Raw genomic sequence first — 21,390 nt, forward strand, 5'->3', positions numbered from 1 at the left:
GCGAAGCGTCGCTGCGCTCCTCGCAAGGACGGATGGCTGATCAGCCGCCGCAGGTCACGGCGACGAGGCTGAACTTCAGCGCCTGCGCGAGGTCGCCGGCGCTGAGGGAGGCCGACGGCGGAGAGCCGGGCGTCAGGTTCGTTCCCGCCTGTTGAAGGAGGCGCGCCACGGCATCCGTCTTCACGACGGGCCAGCTTGCCGCGGGCGTGATCCCGGCCACGAGGCGCGGCTCCTGCGCGGTACCCGAGACGACCCCCGCCAGCCCGCCCTGCCGGTCGAGCACGAGGCTCCCGGCCGCTCCGTGCTGCAGGGGCGCGAAGACACGCAGGGTGCCGCTGCCCTGCGGAACACGCGCCTCTCCAGGCGCCACGACGAGTTGCGGGGCGCCTTGTCTTTGCTCCGCGAACCCGATGACCACCAGCGAAGCGCCTTCGGCCGCACCGCCGGGCATCAGGGCGGCCGGCCTGGCCTTGAGGCCGGCCACATCGAGCACCGCGAGGCCGGCATCCTTGTCGGAAGCGGCGACCTTGGCTGGAAGCGTCGCGGCGTTGATCGTCGCGCAACCCGCCACGGATGCCGTCGTCAGCACCTTGCCGGGCGCGATGGCGACGCCCGTCGCGATCAGGCCCGAACCGCCGGGGAGGCCCCGCTGCGCCGCCGCCGGCGTAACCGGCTGGGCGGACGCGCCCTGCTGCGGGGGTGATGATGCCGCCACCGCGCCGCCCTGCGCCGGATCCGGATCGAAGCTGTTGGCGATGGCAACGGCCAGCCTGTCGAACTCCGGCCCGCCGGAGATCGGGTAGGAGAAGACGAAGCCCTTCAGGGCCTGCCCGACCGCGGCGTAGCGCACATAGGTCCGCTGTCCCGCGGTGTCGGCCGTCACCACGAACCAGTCGGGCCGCAGCAGCTTGTACGTGACCTTCCGGTTCGGCGCCGGAGCGTTGAAGCGATCGAAGAGGGCAGCGAGCGGCGTGCCGTTCTCGACGCCTGTCTCCAGCGAGATGGCATTGTCGGCGCTGGCCCAGCGCGTTCCCGTCGCGCCTGCCATCGTCCGCGCCAGCGGGCGCTGCGGCACGCCGATGCGCACGCCGGTCTTGCCGTCGACGACCACCGAGAACTTGGCAGACGCCCGCGCCTTGCCGGCCGCGGCGGCAATGGTGGCGCGCTGCTCGGGCTTCAGGTTGCCGTCTACCGTCGCGCCCGTCTGTTTCTGGAAGGCACTGACGGCCCGGAAGGTCAGCGGCCCGAAAGACCCCGATGTGCCGCCGCGAAAGTCGGTCGCCCAGACGAGGTCGTCCTGTATTGCCTTCCGCTCGGCGTCGGACAGGGCCTCAAATGCCTTCTGGGCCGCCGCGAAGACGGGATCGGGCTGCGCCGCGCCGGCGGGCGCCGGCGTCTGCGCGCCAGCCGGGGACAGGGTGGCGCAGGCCGCCATCATCAGCAGGGCGGTTGCGGTGGCGGCACGGCGAAGATCGGGCATTCGGGCTCCACGGGCGCAGCCACGCGCTGGTCTACTCCGGCGGACGGGCTGAAGCGCGCCGTTCCGCCCCGGAGCTTTGGGAATGTTGCAGAAACTCTCTTTGCGGTCGAGGCAAAGGGCGTGTGCGCTCGCACGTTGCGGTGTCAAAACGGAGTGCTAGGGTTGCGGCCCCGTCAATGCCGGAGCCTGTCGATGCGCTGGACTCTTCGGTCGCTCGCCCTCGCCCTCGTCCCGCTCCTCGGGCTCCTCGCGATGGCGGGGGGCGCGGGCGCGCAGGCCCAGAAGTCCTTCGTCCGCGACGACCTGCTGAGCGACAGCGTCCGCCTGGAGGCGAGCCTGCGCAAGGAGGCCCCGGCGACGCTCCAGGGCAAGGCGGCGGCCCAGCTGCGGGCCGACGCGGCGACGGCCATCACCCGACGCAACGTCCGCCAGGCGCTCACCCTCTATGGTGCCGCCGTCGGCGCGGACGGCAAGGACGCATCCGCGTGGCTCGGCTATGCCCGTGCCGCGCTCGCGGTCGAGCCCAAGGATTCCACCGAGCGCTGGCAGTTGCGCGAGCGCGCCAGCGTCGCCGCCTACGCCGCCTACCAGCGGGCCACATCCCGCCCGGAGGAAGCCACGGCGCTTGCCGTGCTCGGCGAGACCTACGCGGCGCGGGAGGTCTGGCGCCCGTCGCTCGACGCGTACCGCGCCAGCCTTGCCCTGACCGACGACAGCGGCGTGCGCTCAGTCTACGAGGCACTGCGCGAGCAGCACGGCTTCCGCATCACCGACTACAAGGTCGATTCCGACAGCGCCGCACCGCGCGTCTGCTTCCAGTTTTCCGATCCGCTGGCACGCGGCAAGGTGGATTTCGCGCCCTACGTGGCCGTCTCCGGCACGGCCAACGCCGCCATCTCCGCCGAGGACCAGCAGCTCTGCGTCGACGGGTTGAAGCACGGCGAGCGCTATGCCATCGTGCTGCGCCAGGGCCTGCCCTCGTCGGTCGGCGAAACCCTCCTGAAGGCGGCCGACTACGAGATCTATGTCCGCGACCGCTCGCCCCAGGTGCGCTTTACCGGCAAGAACTATGTTCTGCCCCGCACAGGCCAGGAGGGCATCCCGGTCGTCTCGGTGAACACGCCGAGTGTCGACGTCTCCGTGTTTCGTGTCGGCGACCGCAATTTGATTTCCGCCGTGCGCGGCGAGTTCCTGCAGCAGCTCGGCGGCTACTCCGCCCGCACCTTCACCAATGAAAGCGGCCAGAAGATCTGGTCCGGCACCCTCTCGGTGAAGAACGACCTCAACAAGGACGTGGTCACCGCCTTTCCCGTCAGCGAGGCGGTCGGGAAGATGGAGCCCGGCGTCTACGTCATGCTGGCGAAGGCCACCGGCACCGGGAACTCCGCATCCGGCACGTCCGACGACAGCGGCGATGGCGAGGAGGATGTCGACTACGCCCTCCAGGCCACGCAGTGGTTCGTCGTCTCGGATCTCGGCCTCACCGCCATGGCCGGCGACGACGGCGTGCACGTTCTGGTGCGTTCGCTCGCCAGCGCAGAACCGCTCAAGGACGTCGAGATCCGCCTCTTCGCCCGCAACAACGAGATTCTCGCGACGAAGCCGACGGACGGCACGGGCCATGCCGCCTTTGATCCCGGCCTCGCCCGCGGCGCGGGAGGCCTCGCGCCGGGGCTCGTCGTCGCGACGGATTCCAGCGGCGACTACGGCTTCCTCGACCTCGGCACCGCTGCCTTCGACCTCACCGATCGCGGCGTGAAAGGCCGCGTCGCGCCGAAGGGTCTCGACGCATTCCTCTACACGGAGCGGGGCGTCTATCGCTCGGGCGAGACGGTGTTCGTCACCGCGCTGCTGCGCGATCCCGTCGGGCAGGCCGTCTCCGCCTTGCCCCTGACCCTCGTCGTCAAGCGACCGGACGGCGTCGAGTACAAGCGCACCGCCGTCGAGGACCAGGGCCTCGGCGGTCGCGCCCTGTCGGTTCCGCTCCTGAGCGGTGCATCGCGGGGAACGTGGAGGGTGCTCGCCTACGCCGACCCCAAGGGTGCATCCATCGGCGAGACGAGCTTCCTCGTCGAGGACTACGTGCCCGAGCGTCTCGATGTCACGCTGACGCCGAAGGACAAGTCGCTGGGAGCGGGCGAGCCCGCCCGGATCGACATCGCCGCCCGCTATCTCTACGGCGCGCCGGGCGCCGACCTCGACGTCTCCGGCGAGTACACGGTGCAGGCGGCGACGGGACCGGCCGTTCCCGGGCTCGAGGGCTACCAGGTCGGCCTGCAGGACGAGGCCTTCGAGGCCGTGTCCGCCGAGGTGGAGGACCCGCCGGTCACGGACGCCAAGGGCCTCGCGACTGCGGTCGTCACCCTGCCCGAGGTCACGGCGCCCAAGCCGATCGAGGCGAAGATCACGCTGCGCGTCGGAGAGACGGGAGGCCGCGCCGTCGAGCGCTCGGTGACGCTTCCCATCCGGCCGCGGGGGCCGGTGGTCGGCGTCAAGAAGCTCTTCGGCGACCTCGGCCAGGGCGGCACGGCCACCTTCGACGTGGTCTACGCCTCGCCCGAAGGCCAGCGCCTCGCCAGGACTGCGACGCCGTGGACGCTGTACCGCATCGACCAGCGCTACCAGTGGTTCAACCAGGACGGCCGCTGGTCGTTCGAGGCCGTGAAGTCCAGCCGCCGCGTGGCAGACGGCACCATCGACATCGGACCGGACGCGCCCGCCCGCATTGCCACTTCGGTTGAGTGGGGCGCCTATCGCCTCGAGGTGCGCGGCGGCGGCGAGGCCGGCGACACCAGCGTCGACTTCGAGGTGGGCTGGGCCGGCACGGCCACCGCCGAGACGCCCGACATGCTCGACGTGTCCCTGGACAAGGCCGCCTACGCCGACGGCGACACGATGACCCTCAGGATGGCGCCGCGCTTCGCCGGCAAGGCCACCATCGCCATTGTGTCCGACCGCGTCCAGGACCTGCGCGTCGTCGACCTGAAGGCCGGTGACAACACGGTTCAGGTGCCCGTGAAGGGCGGCTGGGGCGCCGGCGCCTATGTCGTTGCCCTGGCGCACCGGCCGCTCGACCAGGCGGCGAAGCGCATGCCCGGCCGCGCCCTCGGCGTCGCCTGGTTCGCGGTGGACGAACCGAAGCACAAGCTTTCGGTCTCGATCGCAGGGCCTGCCAAGATCAGGCCGCGCGGCACGCTGGAGCTCCCCGTCGCCGTTGCCGGCCTCGCCCGGGGCGAGGAGGCCTATGTCACGGTCGCGGCCGTGGACGTGGGCATCCTCAACCTCACCAAGTACGAGACGCCGCAGCCGGCCGCGTACTTCTTCGGCCAGCGCCAGCTCGGCGCCGAGATCCGCGACCTCTACGGATACCTGATCGACGGCATGCAGGGCACGCGTGGCGCCATTCGCTCCGGCGGCGACGAGGCAGGCCTGTCCGGCGACGCCTCGCCTCCGACGCAGGCTCCGCTGGCGCGGTACTCCGGCGTGGTGAAGGTCGGGCCGGACGGCAAGGCCAATGTCTCCTTCGACATCCCGGCCTTCAACGGCAGCGTCCGCGTGATGGCGGTCGCGTGGACCAAGGGCCGCGCCGGCAGCTCCGACAGCGAGGTCGTCATCCGCGATCCGGTGGTGGTTCAGGGCACGCTGCCGCGCTTCCTCAACCTGGGCGACCAGTCCCGCTTTTTCCTGCAGGTGGACAATGTCGAGGGCCCGGCAGGCGACTATACCGTCGACCTCGACGTGCGCGGCCCCGTCGTCATCCCCGCCTCGGCGGCGCGCAGCACGCTGCGGCTCGACGCCAACGGCAAGGCGCAGCTCACCATCCCGGTGACGGCGGCGGGCATCGGCACGGCGCAGTTCGACCTGCGCCTGACCGGGCAAGGCATCGATGCCGGGCAGAGCTTCGTGCTCGGCGTGCAGCCGGGATCGCCGACGCTCTACCGCCGGACCGTGCGCAACCTCGCTCCGGGCGAGACGGTGACGGTCTCCTCCGACCTGCTCGCGGACTATTTGCCGGCCTCGGGCGGCGTCTCCGTCGCCGCCTCGCCTTTCGGCGCGCTCGACGTGCCGGCGCTGCTGCAGGCGCTCGACCGCTACCCGTTCGGCTGTTCGGAGCAGTTGGTCAGCCGCGCCATGCCGCTCCTCTATGTGAACCGGCTGGCGGCCATCGAGTCGCTCAACATCGACGACAAGGTCGACGAGCGCGTGCGCGACACGATCGAGCGCGTTCTCGCCCGTCAGGACTCCAGCGGCTCCTTCGGCCTCTGGACGGTCGGGGGAACGGACGACCTCTGGCTCGACAGCTTCGTCACCGACTTCCTGACCCGGGCCCGCGAACGCGGCTTCGCCGTGCCGCAGCGGGCCTTCGACATGGCTCTCGACCGCATCCGCAACAGCGTCTCGAACGCCACGGATGTGGAGGCCGGCAAGGGGCAGGACCTCGCCTACGGCATTTACGTGCTGGCCAGAAACGGCCGGCCCGTCATGGGCGATCTGCGATACCTCGCCGACACCAAGCTGGCCAATTTCGGCTCGTCGCTGGCAAAGGCGCAGATCGGCGCGGCGCTCGCGCTGCTCGGCGACAAGGGGCGGGCGCAGGCGGCCTTCGCCGCCGCCCTTCAGGGCATCCAGGGCGTGAAGGACGATCGCGTCTCGCGCGCCGACTATGGGTCCAGGCTTCGCGACGGCGCCGGGATCCTGGCGCTGGCGGCGGAGTCCAACGCCTCGCGCGACCAGCTCGTCAAGGCGAGTGCCGTGGTCGAGGACGCGCGCGGCGCCACGCCGGGGCCGGGCGGCACCCACACCAGCACGCAGGAGAACACCTGGATGGTGCTGGCCGCGGCCTCGCTGTCGAAGGATGCCGAGGCCATGGCCATCACGCTCGATGGCGTCCGCCAGCCCGGCGCCCTCTACCGCACGTTCAGGGCGCAGGCTCTCGACAGCCGGCAGGTGGTGATCGGCAATGGCGGGCAGTCGACGGCCCAGGTCGTGCTGACCACCTCCGGCCATCCCATGACGCAGGAGCCGGCGGCGTCGCAGGGCTATGCCCTCGAGCGGAGTTTCTACAAACTCGACGGCAAGCAGGTGGACCCCTCGCAGGTCAGGCAGAACGACCGCATGGTCGTGGTGCTGAAGGTCACCGAACCGGAGGCCAAGTGGGCCCGCATCGTGCTCGTCGACCAGCTGCCGGCGGGGCTGGAAATCGACAACCCCAACCTTGTCGACAGCGGCACGGTGGGCGCGTTCGACTGGCTGAAGAAGGACGTCGAGCCTGCCGCGACCGAGTACCGCGACGACCGCTTCGTCGCCGCCATCGACCGCGACTCCAGCCAGCCAGCGATGTTCACGCTGGCCTACATGGTCCGCGCCGTCTCGCCCGGCCGCTACGTGCAGCCCCCCGCGACGGTCGAGGACATGTACCGCCCCGAACGCTTCGGCCGCACCGCCTACGGCACGGTCGAGGTGACTGCGGCCAAGTAGGGAGGGGCGAATGCACCTCCGTCGTCGTTGCGAGCGAAGCGAAGCAAGTGTCCTCCCGGGCACATTGAAGCGAGCCTGTCATCCCCGGCGGCCTGCGGAGCAGGCCGGGAAGGGGATCCAGGCCTGTTCGCTGTGGCTTTCTGGATCCCCTTCCCCTCCGCCGCTGCGCGGCTCCGGCCGGGGATGACACATGGCTGACCGGCCTCGCTCACTTCTGCCTCGCCTCGCTGCCGGTGCACTGCTTTGCGCCGTGGTCGCGCTGGCCGGAGCCGGTGTCGCTCTCTCCCGCTACGTCGATGCGCTGGGACCGCCCGACCTGTCGCGCGTGCCGCAGGGCTCGACGGTGGTGCTCGACCGGGAGGGCCGCCTGCTGCGCGCCTTCACCACGGAGGACGGCCGCTGGCGCCTGCCGCTGGCGGCGCAGGACGTCGACGGCCGATACCTTTCCATGCTCGCCGCCTACGAGGACCGGCGCTTCCGGTCGCACCCGGGCGTCGACCCGCTGGCGATGCTCCGGGCCGCCGGTCAGGCGTTGACGCATGGCCGCGTCGTCTCCGGAGGCTCCACGCTGACCATGCAGGTCGCGCGCCTGCTGGAGCCTCAGGACGACCGCACGCCGGAGGCGAAGCTTCGCCAGGCGGTGCGGGCCGTGCAGTTGGAGCGGCGTTTCTCCAAGCAGGAGATCCTGGACCTCTACGTCACCCTGGCGCCCTATGGCGGCAATCTGGAGGGGGTCCGGGCAGCCTCCTTCGCCTATTTCGGCAAGGAGCCGAAGCGCCTGACCCTGGGCGAGGCGGCGCTGCTCGTCGCTTTGCCGCAAAGCCCGGAGACACGCCGCCCGGACCGCTACCTTGCGAGGGCGCGCGCTGCCCGCGACCGCGTGCTCGACCGGGCTGCCGAAGCCGGCGTCATCACCCGCGCGGATGCCGAGGCCGGCAAGGCCGAGCCGGTGCCGGAGGCGCGCCGGCCCGTGCCGATGCTCGCCGCCCACGCGGCCGAGGAGGCGGTGCGCGCCGACCCATCGACGCGGATCCATCGCCTCGCCATCGATGCCCGCCTGCAGGCCAGCATGGAGCAGCTCGTGCGCGAGCGCGTCGCCCCCCTGGGCCCCCGGCTCTCGGCCGCGCTGATGGTGATCGACAACGCGACCGGGGCCGTGCGCGCCGAGGTGGGCGGGCTCGACTACCTGTCTGCCGAGCGCGCTGGCGCGGTCGACATGACGGACGCCATCCGTTCGCCGGGCTCGGCGCTGAAGCCCTTCATCTATGCGCTGGCCTTCGAGAACGGGCTCGCCCATCCCGAGACCATCCTCGAGGACCGCCCGTCGCGCTTCGGGCTCTACCAGCCGGAGAATTTCGATCTCTCCTTCCAGGGCACGGTAACTGCCCGGCGGGCGTTGCAGCTGTCGCTGAACGTGCCCGCTGTCGAACTGCTGGCCGATGTCGGCGCGCCGCGCTTCCTCGCCCGCCTGCACAATGCCGGGGCGGAGATCGAGATGCCGAAGGAGGCGCCGCCCGGGCTCGCCGTTGCGCTGGGCGGGCTCGGCATCCGCCTCGCCGATCTCGCCCGGCTGTACGCCGGCCTTGCCCGGGGCGGAGACGTGCCGGACCTCATACGGACCGCGGATGCTCCGGCACAGGCCGCCTCCGGCCAGCGCATCGCCGAGCCGGTCGCGGCCTGGTACGTGTTCGACATTCTCCGAGGAGCCCCGCCTCCCGCGAACGCGCCGGCCGGCCGCATCGCCTTCAAGACCGGGACCTCCTACGGCTACCGCGACGCGTGGGCGGTGGGCTTCGACAAGCGGATTACCGTGGCGGTGTGGGTCGGCAGGCCCGACGGAGCGGCCGTGCCCGGGCTGATTGGCCGGCAGGTCGCGGCGCCGATCGTATTCGACGCCTTCGCCCGCTATGGAGGCGAGCCCGAGCCGATCCCGCCGCCCAGGGACGTGATCTTCGCCTCGACCGCGACGCTTCCCCCAACGCTCCGCCACCGCCGCACGGACGCGCCCAAGACGATCGCGGCCACTGCGACCTCGACGCTGCGCATCGCCTATCCGCCGGATGGTGCCCGCATCGACCTCGGCGTCACCGCCTCCGCGGGCGACTCCTCGCCTCTCGCTATGAAGGCGCAGGGCGGGGTGCCGCCGCTCACCTGGCTCGTCAACGGCCGCCCGGTCGGCGAGGCCGAGGCGCGCCGCCAGGCCTCATGGCAACCCGACGGTGCCGGCTTCGCGCGCGTCTCAGTGGTGGACTCGACGGGCGCGACGGACAGTGTGAGCGTGCGGGTGGAGTAGGCGCCGGCCTGTCATCCCGGCGCGCCGCAGAGCGCAGCGGTGCGGTGCAGACCCGGGATCCAGGACCACGGCGACAGGAGGTCCTGGATCCCGGCTCTTCGCTTCGCTCCGGCCGGGATGACACCGGACCGCGGGTCTTCAGACCCGCAGTCCGGAAGCCCGTCGGAAGACGCGCGGTCCGAGCCTGTCTACGCCAGCTGCTCCACGGCCCGCATGATGCCGCGCAGCTCGGCCAGGCCCTTCAGGCGGCCGATGGCGGAATAGCCGGGGTTGGTCACCTTGGAGAGGTCGTCCAGCATGCGGTGGCCATGATCGGGGCGGAACGGAATGGCGTCGCCGGGCTTGCGCGAGCGGTTCACCTTCGTCAGCGCCGCGATCACCGCGACCATGTCGACGTCGCCGTCGAGATGGGCGGCCTCGTGGAAGCTCAGCGGGTCGGCCTCGCGCTTGGTGGCGCGCAGGTGGACGAAGCCGATGCGCGGGCCGAAGCGCTCGATGATGCCGACGAGGTCGTTGTCCGGCCGCACGCCGAGGCTGCCGGTGCAAAAGCACATGCCGTTGGCCTCCACCGGCACGGCGTCGAACAGGGCGGCGTAGTCCTCCGCCGTCGAGGCGATGCGCGGCAGGCCGAGCAGCGGCCGCGGCGGATCGTCGGGATGCAGCGTCAGGCGGACGCCGAGCGACTGGGCGACGGGGGCCACCTCCTCCAGGAACTCGATGGCGTGCCGGCGGGCGGCGGCCGCGTCCATGCCGGCATACTCGGCGATGCGGGCGCGGAAAGCGTCGAGGTCGAGCGCGTCCGTCGTCGTGCCCGGCAGGCCCGCGGCGAGGGTGCGCGTCAGCGTGTCCACCTCGTCCTGGCTCATGCCGTCGAGGACCGTGCGGGCGCGTGCCTTCGATGCGTCGTCCCAGTCCCGCTCCGCGCCGGGGCGCTTCAGGATGTAGAGGTCGAATGCGGCGAAGCGGTCATTGTCGAAGCGGAGCGCCGTGGCGCCGGTCGGCAGCGGCCAGTCGAGGTCGGTGCGCGTCCAGTCGAGCACCGGCATGAAATTGTAGCAGACGGTGCGCACGCCCTCCGCGGCCACCGCCGAGAGGCTCTCGATCCAGCCCTCGATGGACTGGCGGGCGGCCTTGCCCTTGCGCTTGACGTCGTCGGGGACCGGGATGCTCTCCACCACCGACCAGGCGAGCGGGGTGCGGCCGGGCGGCGTGGTCTCGATGATGGATTTGCGCTCAGCAACGGCCTTGCGCGTCCACACCTGTCCGGGCGCGAAATCGTGCAGCGCGGTGACGATGTCCGTCGCTCCCGCCTGCCGGATGTCGTCGAGGCTCACGGGGTCCTTGGGGCCGAACCAGCGCCACGCCTGCTTCATGTCGGTCTTCCGTGTTGATGTTCGCCGCGCATAGGAGGCCACGCCGGGCGCCGGGTCAACGCCGCCCGCGGCAACGGCCCGGTCGTTTTCGGGCCAGCAGCGCGCGCCAGCGCATGGCGCTATGGTGCGGCAGGGCGGCGCACCATCGCCGCCGCGAGGTGGCCCATGCTCGACCCCGAGACGCAGACCGTGCCGGCCCACAAGCCGGCCGAAATCCCGATCAGCGTCGCCGACCTGTTCACCATCGGCATCGGCCCGTCGAGCTCGCACACCGTCGGCCCCATGCGCGCGGCCTGCCGCTTCGCCCGGTGGCTCGTCGACAGCGGCGTCCCCTACGACAGGGTCCGCGCCGAGCTCTTCGGTTCACTGGCCCTGACCGGCAAGGGCCATTGCACCGACCGCGCGGTGCTCGTCGGCCTGCAGGGCTGGGAGCCCGAGACCGTCCCTCCCGACGACATCGAGGCCATGGTCGAGCAGGTGCGCACGCGCCGCCTGCTGCCCGTCGCCGGCGGCCGGGCCGTGGCCTTCGCGGAAGCCGACGACCTCGTTTTCCGTATGGGCGAGTTCCTGCCCGCCCACCCCAACGGCATGCGCTTCACGGCTTTCGCAGGGGAGGCGGAGGTCGCGGCGCAGACGTGGTACTCGACCGGCGGCGGCTTCATCGTGCGCGAGGGCGAGCAGTCGGATGCCGATGCCACCGGCACCGACGTCGTGCTGCCTCATCCCTTCCACTCGGCGGTCGAGCTGCTCGACTCGGCCCGGCGCTACGGGCTCTCCATCGCCGAGCTGATGCTGGCCAACGAGGCCGCCTGGCGCCCGCAGGAGCAGACCTTCGACTTCCTCGACCGCGTGCGCGACGCCATGATGGCCTCCATCGACCGCGGCTGCGCGCAGGACGGTATCCTGCCCGGCGGCCTCAAGGTGAAGCGCCGCGCCGCCGGCCTCTACCGGGATCTCACGACGCGCATCTCCGACGATCCGCTGCGCGTGCTCGACTGGGTCAGCCTCTACGCGCTCGCGGTGAACGAGGAGAACGCAGCAGGCGGGCGCGTCGTCACCGCGCCGACAAACGGCGCCGCAGGCGTCATCCCCTCGGTGCTGAAGTACTGGGAGACGTTCTGCGCCCCGGCCGGACGCATTCGCGCGGGCAGCCGCATCTTCCTGCTGACCGCAGCCGCCATCGGTACGCTCTACAAGAAGCGCGCCTCCATCTCGGCTGCCGAAATGGGGTGCCAGGGCGAGGTCGGGGTGGCGTGCTCCATGGCGGCGGGAGCGCTGGCGGCCGTTCTCGGCGGCACCAACGAGCAGGTCGAGAACGCCGCCGAGATCGGCATGGAGCACAATCTCGGCCTCACCTGCGACCCGATCCGCGGCCTCGTCCAGGTGCCCTGCATCGAGCGCAACACCATGGGAGCCGTGAAGGCGATCAACGCGGCCCGCCTGGCTTTGATGGGCGACGGCAGCCACCTCGTCCCCCTCGACGCCGTCATCGAGACGATGCGCCAGACCGGCGAGGACATGCGCTCCAAATACAAGGAAACGAGCCTCGGCGGCCTCGCGGTGAACGTCGTGGAGTGCTGAGCGCTGTCATCCCCGGCGGTCTGGGCAGCAGGCCGGGAAGGGAGGCCGGAGGGATCATTGCCTTGTCATCCCCGGCGCGCCGAAGGCGCGGGAAGGGGATCCAGCCCTGCCTTCTGAGGTGAGAGATGGCCCTGTGTCTGGCCAGCAACGGGCGCTCGGCGCGTCCCCACCCGCCGCCATACCCGAAACTCTCCCCCGCTCGCGGGGGAGATGTCCGTGAAACGGACAGAGGGGGCGCCGTTAGCCTGTTCTGCAGCGCTGCGCCTTCCCCCCTCCCTGTCCCTCCCCCGCTTCGCGGGAGAGGGTTTCCAGCGGCTCCTGAGCCTTGGCCGCGGTGCCCGGAGACACTCACTTCTCCAGCTTGCTGTGCCATGCCCGAAACTCTCCCCCGCTCGCGGGGGAGATGTCCGTGAAACGGACAGAGGGGGCGCCGTTAGCCTGTTCTGCAGCGCTGCGCCTTCCCCCCTCCCTGTCCCTCCCCCGCTTCGCGGGAGAGGGTTTCCAGCGGCTCCTGAGCCTTGGCCGCGGTGCCCGGAGACACTCACTTCTCCAGCTTGCTGTGCCATGCCCGAAACTCTCCCCCGCTCGCGGGGGAGATGTCCGTGAAACGGACAGAGGGGGCGCCGTTAGCCTGTTCTGCAGCGCTGCGCCTTCCCCCCTCCCTGTCCCTCCCCCGCTTCGCGGGAGAGGGTTTCCAGCGGCTCCCGCGTCTTTGCAGGGAAGGGCGGTCATCACGCCTCCGGCCTGCGGCATTCCTCCAGCAGCCAGTCGCGGAAGGCGGTGAGGGCGGGGCGGTCGGCCCGGTTCTCGGGGTAGACGAGCCAGTAAGCCTGGCCGCTCTCGACGGGGCGGGCGAAGGGCTGGACCAGCTGGCCGCTGGCCAGTTCCTCCTCCACCAGGAAACGCGGGACGATGGCCATGCCGAGGCCCGCGACAGCCGCCTGCGCCACCATGGCGAACTGCTCGAAGCTCGGCCCGGCCCGCCCCGACGCGGGATCGAGGCCCTGGGCGGCCAGCCATTCGCCCCAGGCCCGGGGACGGGTCGCCTGCTGCAGCAGGGGCGCCCTGAGCACGTCCTTCGGCTCGGCAATGGCGAGGCGCTGGAGAAGGGCAGGACTGGAGACCGGGACGATGGATTCGCCCATGAGCCGGTAGAACACGGCCCCGGGCCAGTCGGGATTGCCGAAATGGATGCCGGCGTCGAACGGTTCTCGCGCGAAGTCGAAGGGCAGGATGCGGGTAGCAAAATTGATCGTCACCTCCGGGTGCTTCTGGAAGAACCGCGGCAGGCGCGGGATCAGCCAGCGCGTGCCGAAAGTGGGCAGCACGGCGAGCGACAGCGTCCCGCCCGTCGTCTTGAAGGCCATGGTGGAGAGCGTCGCCGCGGCCAGTCGGCCGAGGATGTCGCGCACCTCCGCCGCATAGGCGGACCCGGCCGGCGTCAGCACGATGCGCTGGCGCACCCTCTCGAACAGAGGCACAGAAAGCTGCGTCTCGAGCGCCGCGACCTGCCTGCTGACGGCGCCCTGCGTCAGGCGCAGTTCCTCGGCAGCCCGGGTGAAGCTGAGGTGTCGCGCCGAGGCCTCGAAGGCCTGCAGCGCGCCGAGGCTGGGGACGAGGCGCGGCGAGATCATGAGCGTACGTCATGATCTCGTGAGAACTTCTCGTTTGCAACCGGGACGTCCTTGGCGTTTCCTGACGCCGCCCGACATGACCCGTGCGGGGCATCCCCGCACGCCACGAGACCGGACCGACATGACAGCAGCCGCCGATGCCCGCGCCATCCTCGACCGCCTCGGCGTCCCCGCGGACGCCTTTGGCTGGAGCGGCCTGCCCGCCCACTCCCCGATCACAGGCGAACTCGTTGCCGAGGTGCGGACCACGACGGCCGCCGGAGTGAAGGATGCGGTCGGTCGCGCCGCGGCGGCGTTTCGCGAGTGGCGCGCCGTCCCCGCCCCACGGCGCGGCGAGTTTGTCCGCCTGATCGGCGAGGAACTGCGCACCGCAAAGAGCGATCTCGGCATGCTGGTGACGCTGGAAGCGGGCAAGATCGTTTCCGAGGGCCTCGGCGAGGTCCAGGAGATGATCGACATCTGCGACTACGCGGTCGGCCTCTCCCGCCAGCTCTTCGGCCTCACCATCGCCACCGAGCGCCCGGACCACCGCATGATGGAGACCTGGCATCCGCTGGGGCCCTGCGGCGTCATCACCGCATTCAACTTCCCCGTCGCGGTGTGGTCGTGGAATGCCGCGCTCGCCTTCGTCTGCGGCGATCCCGTCGTCTGGAAGCCGTCCGAGAAGACGCCGCTCACGGCGCTGGCCGTCGCCGCCATCGTGAAGAAGGCGGGCGAGAGGTTCGGCGGCATCCCGGAGGGCCTGCACGAGGTGCTGATCGGCGGGCGCGACCTCGGCGAGGCGCTGGTCGACGATCCGCGGATCCCGGTGCTGTCGGCGACCGGCTCCACCGCCATGGGCCGGCAGGTCGGCCCGAAGCTCGCGGGTCGCTTCGCCCGTGCCATCCTCGAGCTCGGCGGCAACAATGCCGCCATCGTGACGCCATCCGCCGACCTCGACATCGCGTTGCGCGCCATCGCCTTCGCCGCCATCGGCACGGCCGGCCAGCGCTGCACGACGCTGCGGCGGCTCATCGTGCACGAGAGCGTCTACGACCAGATCGTGCCGCGGCTGCGCAGCGTCTACGGCTCCGCCAAGGTCGGCGATCCGCGCGAGAACGGCGTGCTCGTAGGCCCGCTGATCGACGCTGCGGCTTTCGCCGGCATGGAGCGGGCGCTGGCCGAGGCGCGTGCCGCCGGAGCGCAGGTGACGGGCGGGACGCGCGTGGCGGTCAATGGCCACGTCAAGGCCTTCTATGCCACCCCGGCCCTGGTCGAGATGCCGTCGCAGGCCGGACCCATGCTGCGCGAGACCTTCGCGCCCATCCTCTACGTCGTGAAGTACGCGACCTTCGAGGAGGCGATTACGCTTCACAACGCAGTAGGAGCCGGGCTCTCGTCCTCCATCTTCACCCTCGACATGCGCGAGGCCGAGCGCTTCGTCTCAGCCGAGGGCTCCGACTGCGGCATCGCCAACGTCAATATCGGCCCGTCCGGCGCAGAGATCGGCGGCGCCTTCGGTGGCGAGAAGGAGACGGGCGGCGGCCGCGAGGCCGGGTCCGACGCCTGGAAGGCCTATATGCGCCGGGCGACCAACACCATCAATTACGGGACGACCGTGCCGTTGGCGCAAGGCGTTCAGTTCGAGATCATGGGGTAGCCTGTCATCCCCGGCGCGCCGAAGGCGCGGGAAGGGGACCAGGCCTCCCTTGGGACCGGGAAGCCTGCTCCTGGATCCCCTTCCCCTCCGCGGCTTCGCCGCTCCGGCCGGGGATGACAGCGAGGCGGCCCGAAGGACGGAGGAGATCACGATGAGCGCCAATCCGAAGGCCAAGGACAAGCCCTCCCCGGCCTCCTTCACGTGGGAGGATCCGTTCCTCCTCGAGGAGCAGCTCACCGAGGAGGAGCGCCTCATCCGTGATACGGCCCGCGACTTCGCGCAGGAGAAGCTCCTGCCGCGCGTCATCGAGGCTTATCGCGAGGAGAAGACGGACCGGGCCGTCTTCGATGAGATGGGCGCGCTGGGCCTGCTCGGCGTGACGCTGCCCGACGACTATGGCTGCGCCGGCGCCAACTATGTCTCCTACGGCCTCGTGGCGCGCGAGATCGAGCGGGTGGACAGCGGCTACCGCTCGATGATGAGCGTGCAATCCTCGCTCGTCATGTACCCGATCTACGCCTATGGCGACGAGACGCAGCGCAAGACGTACCTGCCGAAGCTGGCCACCGGCGAGTTCGTCGGCTGCTTCGGCCTCACCGAGCCCGACGCGGGCTCCGACCCTGCCGGCATGAAGACCCGCGCCGAGAAGGTGGCCGACGGCTACCGCCTGACCGGCTCGAAGATGTGGATTTCCAACTCGCCCATCGCCGACGTCTTCGTCGTCTGGGCGAAGTCGCCCGCGCATGACGACCAGATCCGCGGCTTCGTGCTTGAGAAAGGCATGAAGGGCCTCTCGGCCCCCAAGATCGGCGGCAAGCTCTCCCTGCGGGCCTCGATCACGGGCGAGATCGTCATGGACGGGGTGGTCGTGCCCGAGAGCGCGCTGCTGCCGAACGTCGCCGGCCTCAAGGGCCCCTTCGGCTGCCTCAACCGGGCGCGCTACGGCATCTCGTGGGGCGTCATGGGTGCAGCCGAGGATTGCTGGCACCGCGCCCGCACCTACACGCTGGACCGCAAGCAGTTCGGCCGGCCGTTAGCTGCCACGCAGCTGGTGCAGAAGAAGCTCGCCGACATGCAGACGGAGATCGCGCTCGGCCTGCAGGCCTCCCTGCGCGTCGGCCGGCTCTTCGACGAGGGCAAGGTCGCTCCGGAGATGATCTCGCTGGTCAAGCGCAACAATTGCGGCAAGGCCCTCGACATCGCCCGCGTGGCCCGCGACATGCACGGCGGCAACGGCATCCAGGAGGAATACCACGTCATGCGCCACGCGCAGAACCTGGAGACCGTCAACACCTACGAGGGCACGCACGACGTGCACGCCCTCATCCTTGGTCGGGCCCAGACCGGCCTGCAGGCGTTTTTCTGAGGGCCGGATGAGCGGCGCCCGACTCTCCCGCGAGACGGTCTATTCGGCCGCCTCGGGCTGCGTGCCGCTCCCGTCGCGCTCGCGGAGCGGAGCGATGCGGATGCGCCCGTCCGTCCAAGCTCTCAGGATGGCATCGATCTGGGTCTGCCAGCACGGCAGCCTGGCGATCGCCTCTGCGACGTCCTGCGAGACGAAAACGTCCTCGAGCTTCACCTTCGGCAGGCCGTCGAGGCCAAGACCGGGCTTCACGAAACGCTCGCCGTCGTACCGGTCGGCGCGGGCGAAGAAGTTGTCGTCAAGTTCCGGCGGTTCGTCAGGGTCCAACGGTTCGTCAGGGTCCAGCCAGGAGGTGTCCGTATTGGGCTCGTTCGCGGCCATTCGCGTACCTCATCGAAATGATGCGCCTCGCGCTGTCACGTTCCGTCCAGATCAGGATCACCATCCGACCCCGCAAGTGGCCGACGGTGAGGTTCCGGCGTTCGCCGTAGTCTTTCCGATCATCAAGCGCCGTGTAGGTTGGGCTTTGAAAAACCACTCCAGCGTCGCCGAAGTCGATGCCGCGGTCGCGCAGGGTCGCGGCTCTCTTGGCGGGATCATACTCGATCCGCATCGGCAATCATCGTGTGAAATCACGGGTCGCAATGGCGGCGAGCCAAGCACGCCGGCCGCGCGTGAACAATGGACCGGAGGTTGCCGGTGAGCAGCGTGGCCGCCGACATCCCACCCCTGCACGGCATCCGCGTGCTGGAGCTGGCGCGTATCCTCGCCGGGCCATGGGTGGGCCAGACGCTGGCCGATCTCGGCGCCGACGTCGTCAAGGTCGAGCGCCCCGGCACGGGTGACGACACCCGCACCTGGGGACCGCCCTTCGTGGAAGCTGCCGATGGAGGCGATCTCTCCGCCGCCTACTTCCACTCCTGCAACCGCGGCAAGCGCTCGGTGGCGGTGGATTTCGAGACGCCGGAGGGACAGGCGCTGGTGCGCCGGCTGGCCCTTCACGCCGACGTCGTCGTCGAGAACTTCAAGGTCGGCGGGCTCGTCAAATACGGGCTCGACCATGCCAGCCTGCGCAAGCTCAACCCGCGCCTGGTCACCTGCTCGATCACCGGCTTCGGCCAGACCGGACCCTATGCCCAGCGGGCCGGCTACGATTTCATGATCCAGGCCATGGCCGGCATCATGGACATTACGGGAGCCCCCGACGGCGAGCCGCAGAAGGTCGGCGTGGCCGTCTCCGACATCTTCACGGGCCTCTATTCGGTGGTGGGCATCCTCGCCGCCCTGCGCCGGCGCGACGAGACGGGGGAGGGCGCGCATGTCGACATGGCGCTGTTCGACGCGACGGTGGCGATCCTCGCCAACCAGGCTCTGAATGCGCTCGTGTCAGGCAAGGCACCGCGACGGCTGGGCAACGCGCATCCCAACATCGTGCCCTACCAGGTCTTCCCGGTCTCCGACGGGCACGTGGTGGTCGCCGTCGGCAATGACGGGCAGTACGCCAAGCTCTGCCGCATCCTGGGCGAGCCGGCGCTGGCGGACAACCCGGACTACAAGACCAACGCCCTGCGCGTGAAGCACCGGGACGCCCTGTGCGCGCGCATCTCGGGCCTGACCCGCGCCTTCACCCGCTCCGATCTGCTCGGCTTGCTGGAGCGCGACGGAGTCCCGGCGGGTCCCATCAACACCATCGGCGACGTCTTTGCCGACCCGCAGACGATCGCGCGGGGCATGAAGGTCGACCTGCCCAGCGAGGCGGCGGCGGGCGGCAGCATCCCCTCCGTCCGTTCTCCCCTGATCCTCGACGGCCAGCCGCAATTCGCCGGCCGCGCCGCCCCCCGCCTCGGCGAAGACACGGCCGAGGTACTGGCCGACCCCGCATGGGGGGCGGAGTGAGCACAACCAGCGCTGGGTGGCGTCATTGCCTCAAGATCTCATACGCTGCTGCATTCGGCACGGCGGTTCGGCATGCCATACTGGGTGTACGTGATGGCGTCGGGACCGCGCGGCACGCTGTATGTCGGCGTGACGCGAGAACCGGGCCGGCGTGTCTGGGAACACTGGACGGGACAGGGCTCCAAGTTCGTGACGCGCTACGGAGTCATGCGCCTCGTTTACGCAGAGGCGTTCGACGAGCCACTCGTTGCCATCGCCTTCGAGAAGCGCCTCAAGCGTTGGCGGCGCGCGTGGAAGATCGCGCTCATCGAGAAGGCGAACCCGGATTGGGCCGACATTTCCGGCCAGGTTCACTAGTCGGAGTCATCCCGGGCGCGCTGCAGCGCGAAGCGGAGCGGCCCAGACCCGGGATCCACGAACACGACGCTGCCCGGACGGTGGTCCTGTGTCCCGGCTCTCCGCTGCGCTCCGGCCGGGATGACGGCGAAAACTGGCTGACCGTTTCCGACGGAAGCGAAGTCCTCCCGGGCGCGCTGCAGCGCGAAGCGGTGCGGCGCAAACCTGGGATCCAGGAACACGACGCTGCCCGGACGGTGGTCCTGTGTCCCGGCTCTCCGCTGCGCTCCGGCCGGGATGACGGCGAAAACTGGCTGACCGTTTCCGACGGAAGCGAAGTCATCCCGGGCGCGCTGCAGCGCGAAGCGGTGCGGCGCAGACCCGGGATGCAGGAACACGACGCCGCCCGGATGGTGGTCCTGGGTCCCGGCTCTCCGCTGCGCTCCGGCCGGGATGACGGCGGAAACTGGCTGACCGTTTCCGACGGAAGCGAAGTCATCCCGGGCGCGCTGCAGCGCGATGCGGTGCGGCGCAGACCCGGGATCCACGAACCCGACGCTGCCCGGACGGCGGTCCTGGGTCCCGGCTCTCCGCTGCGCTCCGGCCGGGATGACGGCGCAATTTCGATGAAGGGATGTTCCCCATGACCGAGCCACGCACGGGCGGGCAGCTGATCGTCGACTGTCTTGCCGCGCAGGGAACGGAGCACGTGTTCTGCGTGCCCGGCGAGAGCTACCTCGCGGTGCTCGACGCGCTGCACGACGCGTCCATCGGCGTGACCGTGTGCCGGCAGGAGGGCGGGGCGGTGATGATGGCGGACGCCACTGCGCGGCTCACCAACCGGCCGGGCGTGGCCATGGTGACGCGCGGGCCGGGGGCGACCAACGCCTCGCCGGGCATCCACATCGCCGAGCATGATTCCGTGCCGCTGATCCTCTTCGTCGGCCAGGTCGAGCGCGACATGCGCGGGCGCGGAGCCTTCCAGGAGATGGATTTCCGCGCCGTCTTCGGGTCCTTCGCCAAGTGGGTTGTCGAGATCGAGGAGGCAAGCCGCATCCCGGAGATCGTCTCCCGCGCCTTCCACGTGGCCATGCAGGGACGGCCGGGACCGGTGGTGATCTCGCTGCCGGAGGACATGCTGGTGGAGACCGCAGCTGTCGCCGCCGGCCCGCGCGTCGAGGCGGTGGAGACCTGGCCCGGCCTCACGCAGATGGCGGAACTGCAGAAGCTGCTCTGGGCGGCGAAGTCGCCGGTGCTCATCCTCGGCGGCGGGGGGTGGAGCGAGCAGGCATGCGGGCGCGTCCGGCGCTTCGCGGAGCGCTTCGATATCCCGGTCGCGACCTCCTTCCGCCGCGCCATGCTGTTTCCGGCCGACCACCCCAACTACGCGGGCGAGATCGGAATCGGCCCCAACCCGAAGCTCAAGGCGCGCATCGAGGGAGCGGACCTCGTGATCCTGGCGGGTGGACGGATGGCGGAGATGCCGAGCCAGGCCTACACGCTGTTCGACATTCCGGTGCCCCGGCAGGCGCTCGTCCACGTCCACGCCGACCCGCAGGAGATCGGCCGGGTCTACCATCCGCGGCTCGGCATCAACGCCACCCCGAACGCCTTCGCGGCGGCGCTGGAGACTGTGCAGCCGCCCAACGCCATTCCCTGGGCTGGAAGCGCTGCGGCGGCGCGCGAGGAGTATCTGGCCTGGACCGAGCAGCCCGCCCGCATCCCCGGCGCGTTCCAGACCGGCGAGGCCGTCGCCTGGCTGCGCAACAGGCTTCCGGCAGACGCCATCGTCACCAACGGCGCCGGCAACTACGCCATCTGGGTTGGCCGCTTCATGCGCTTTCGCCGCTTTGGCACGCAGCTTGCGCCCACCTCGGGCTCGATGGGATACGGGCTTCCGGCGGCGGTGGGTGCCAAGCGCCAGTTCCCGGAGCGCACCGTCGTCTGCTTCGCTGGCGATGGCTGCTTCCTCATGAACGGGCAGGAGTTCGCCACCGCCGTCCAGTACGACCTGCCGATCGTCGTCGTCGTGAGCGACAACGGCATGTACGGCACCATCCGCATGCACCAGGAGCGCGAATACCCCGGCCGCGTCTCGGCCACGGCACTCCGCAACCCGGACTTCGCCGCCTATGCGGTCGCGTTCGGCGGCCACGGAGAGCTGGTGACCACGACCGAGGAGTTCGCGCCCGCCTTCGAGCGCGCGGTCGCTTCGGGCAAGCCCGCGATCCTGCACGTCAAGGTCGACCCGGAGGCGATCACGCCCGCCGCGACGCTCGCCGGCATCCGCCAGAAGGCGCTGGAGGCGAAGGGCTGA

Annotated in this window: 15 protein-coding genes; 10 read left to right on the forward strand and 5 right to left on the reverse strand. The window is 70.5% G+C overall.

Translation table 11 applies throughout. The annotated features are described in order from the left end of the window. Positions 1-40: 40 nt before the first annotated feature. Complete coding sequence (locus tag AC5JCN_RS20200) at positions 41-1,480, reverse strand: peptidoglycan-binding domain-containing protein (protein ID WP_495756884.1); 1,440 nt, start codon at positions 1,478-1,480, stop codon at positions 41-43. 192 nt (positions 1,481-1,672) lie between these two features. Between AC5JCN_RS20200 and AC5JCN_RS20205 the strand changes: the two genes are divergently transcribed. Next, on the forward strand, positions 1,673-6,958 hold the full coding sequence (locus AC5JCN_RS20205; RefSeq protein ID WP_495756885.1) for an alpha-2-macroglobulin family protein: 5,286 nt from the start codon (positions 1,673-1,675) through the stop codon (positions 6,956-6,958). 190 nt (positions 6,959-7,148) lie between these two features. Then, the gene (pbpC, locus tag AC5JCN_RS20210) at positions 7,149-9,251 is read left to right on the forward strand and encodes a penicillin-binding protein 1C (protein WP_495756886.1); all 2,103 of its coding nucleotides are present in this window, start codon (positions 7,149-7,151) and stop codon (positions 9,249-9,251) included. Between the two features lie 188 nt (positions 9,252-9,439). Here the strand turns inward: pbpC and uxuA are convergent, their stop codons facing one another. Continuing rightward, entirely contained in the window at positions 9,440-10,624 is a 1,185-nt protein-coding gene (gene uxuA / locus AC5JCN_RS20215) for a mannonate dehydratase (RefSeq protein ID WP_495756887.1), read from the reverse strand. A gap of 165 nt (positions 10,625-10,789) precedes the next feature. On the opposite strand from uxuA, the gene AC5JCN_RS20220 reads away from it, so the two are divergent. Further along, positions 10,790-12,205, forward strand: a complete 1,416-nt coding sequence (locus tag AC5JCN_RS20220) for an L-serine ammonia-lyase (RefSeq protein WP_495756888.1) — start codon at positions 10,790-10,792, stop codon at positions 12,203-12,205. A 731-nt stretch (positions 12,206-12,936) separates the two neighbouring features. Here AC5JCN_RS20220 and gcvA read toward each other — a convergent pair. Next, complete coding sequence (gcvA, locus tag AC5JCN_RS20225) at positions 12,937-13,839, reverse strand: transcriptional regulator GcvA (RefSeq protein WP_495756889.1); 903 nt, start codon at positions 13,837-13,839, stop codon at positions 12,937-12,939. A 121-nt stretch (positions 13,840-13,960) separates the two neighbouring features. Here gcvA and amaB point away from each other — a divergent pair, with 121 nt between their 5' ends. Both amaB and AC5JCN_RS20235 read left to right on the forward strand, forming a co-directional pair. After that, a complete protein-coding gene (gene amaB / locus AC5JCN_RS20230) occupies positions 13,961-15,478 on the forward strand; it encodes an L-piperidine-6-carboxylate dehydrogenase (RefSeq protein WP_495756890.1) in 1,518 nt (505 codons plus the stop codon). Positions 15,479-15,629: 151 nt separating this feature from the next. Beyond that, positions 15,630-16,844 carry an acyl-CoA dehydrogenase gene (locus AC5JCN_RS20235; RefSeq protein ID WP_495756891.1) on the forward strand — a complete coding sequence of 405 codons (1,215 nt, stop codon included), beginning with the start codon at positions 15,630-15,632 and terminating at the stop codon, positions 16,842-16,844. Between the two features lie 39 nt (positions 16,845-16,883). Here AC5JCN_RS20235 and AC5JCN_RS20240 read toward each other — a convergent pair whose 3' ends face one another. Continuing rightward, a complete protein-coding gene (locus AC5JCN_RS20240) occupies positions 16,884-17,222 on the reverse strand; it encodes a hypothetical protein (protein ID WP_495756892.1) in 339 nt (112 codons plus the stop codon). Further along, positions 17,176-17,415, reverse strand: coding sequence for a BrnT family toxin (locus tag AC5JCN_RS20245; RefSeq protein ID WP_495757688.1), 240 nt, complete (start codon positions 17,413-17,415; stop codon positions 17,176-17,178). The genes AC5JCN_RS20240 and AC5JCN_RS20245 overlap by 47 nt, the downstream gene beginning before the upstream one ends. On the opposite strand from AC5JCN_RS20245, the gene AC5JCN_RS20250 reads away from it, so the two are divergent. The 5 genes from AC5JCN_RS20250 to AC5JCN_RS20270 all read left to right on the forward strand — a co-directional run bounded on the left by AC5JCN_RS20250 (position 17,299) and on the right by AC5JCN_RS20270 (position 21,390). After that, complete coding sequence (locus AC5JCN_RS20250; RefSeq protein ID WP_495757714.1) at positions 17,299-17,544, forward strand: hypothetical protein; 246 nt, start codon at positions 17,299-17,301, stop codon at positions 17,542-17,544. The two genes, AC5JCN_RS20245 and AC5JCN_RS20250, sit on opposite strands and share 117 nt — an antisense overlap. After that, positions 17,541-18,737 carry a CaiB/BaiF CoA transferase family protein gene (locus AC5JCN_RS20255; RefSeq protein WP_495756893.1) on the forward strand — a complete coding sequence of 399 codons (1,197 nt, stop codon included), beginning with the start codon at positions 17,541-17,543 and terminating at the stop codon, positions 18,735-18,737. The genes AC5JCN_RS20250 and AC5JCN_RS20255 overlap by 4 nt, the downstream gene beginning before the upstream one ends. A gap of 72 nt (positions 18,738-18,809) precedes the next feature. Continuing rightward, complete coding sequence (locus tag AC5JCN_RS20260; RefSeq protein WP_495756894.1) at positions 18,810-19,094, forward strand: GIY-YIG nuclease family protein; 285 nt, start codon at positions 18,810-18,812, stop codon at positions 19,092-19,094. Next, positions 19,064-19,720: a hypothetical protein gene (locus AC5JCN_RS20265; protein ID WP_495756895.1), complete on the forward strand. Its 657-nt coding sequence runs from the start codon at positions 19,064-19,066 to the stop codon at positions 19,718-19,720. Before AC5JCN_RS20260 ends, AC5JCN_RS20265 begins: the two co-directional genes overlap by 31 nt. Then, positions 19,717-21,390: a thiamine pyrophosphate-binding protein gene (locus tag AC5JCN_RS20270; RefSeq protein WP_495756896.1), complete on the forward strand. Its 1,674-nt coding sequence runs from the start codon at positions 19,717-19,719 to the stop codon at positions 21,388-21,390. Before AC5JCN_RS20265 ends, AC5JCN_RS20270 begins: the two co-directional genes overlap by 4 nt.

Source organism: Alsobacter sp. (assembly GCF_059501845.1).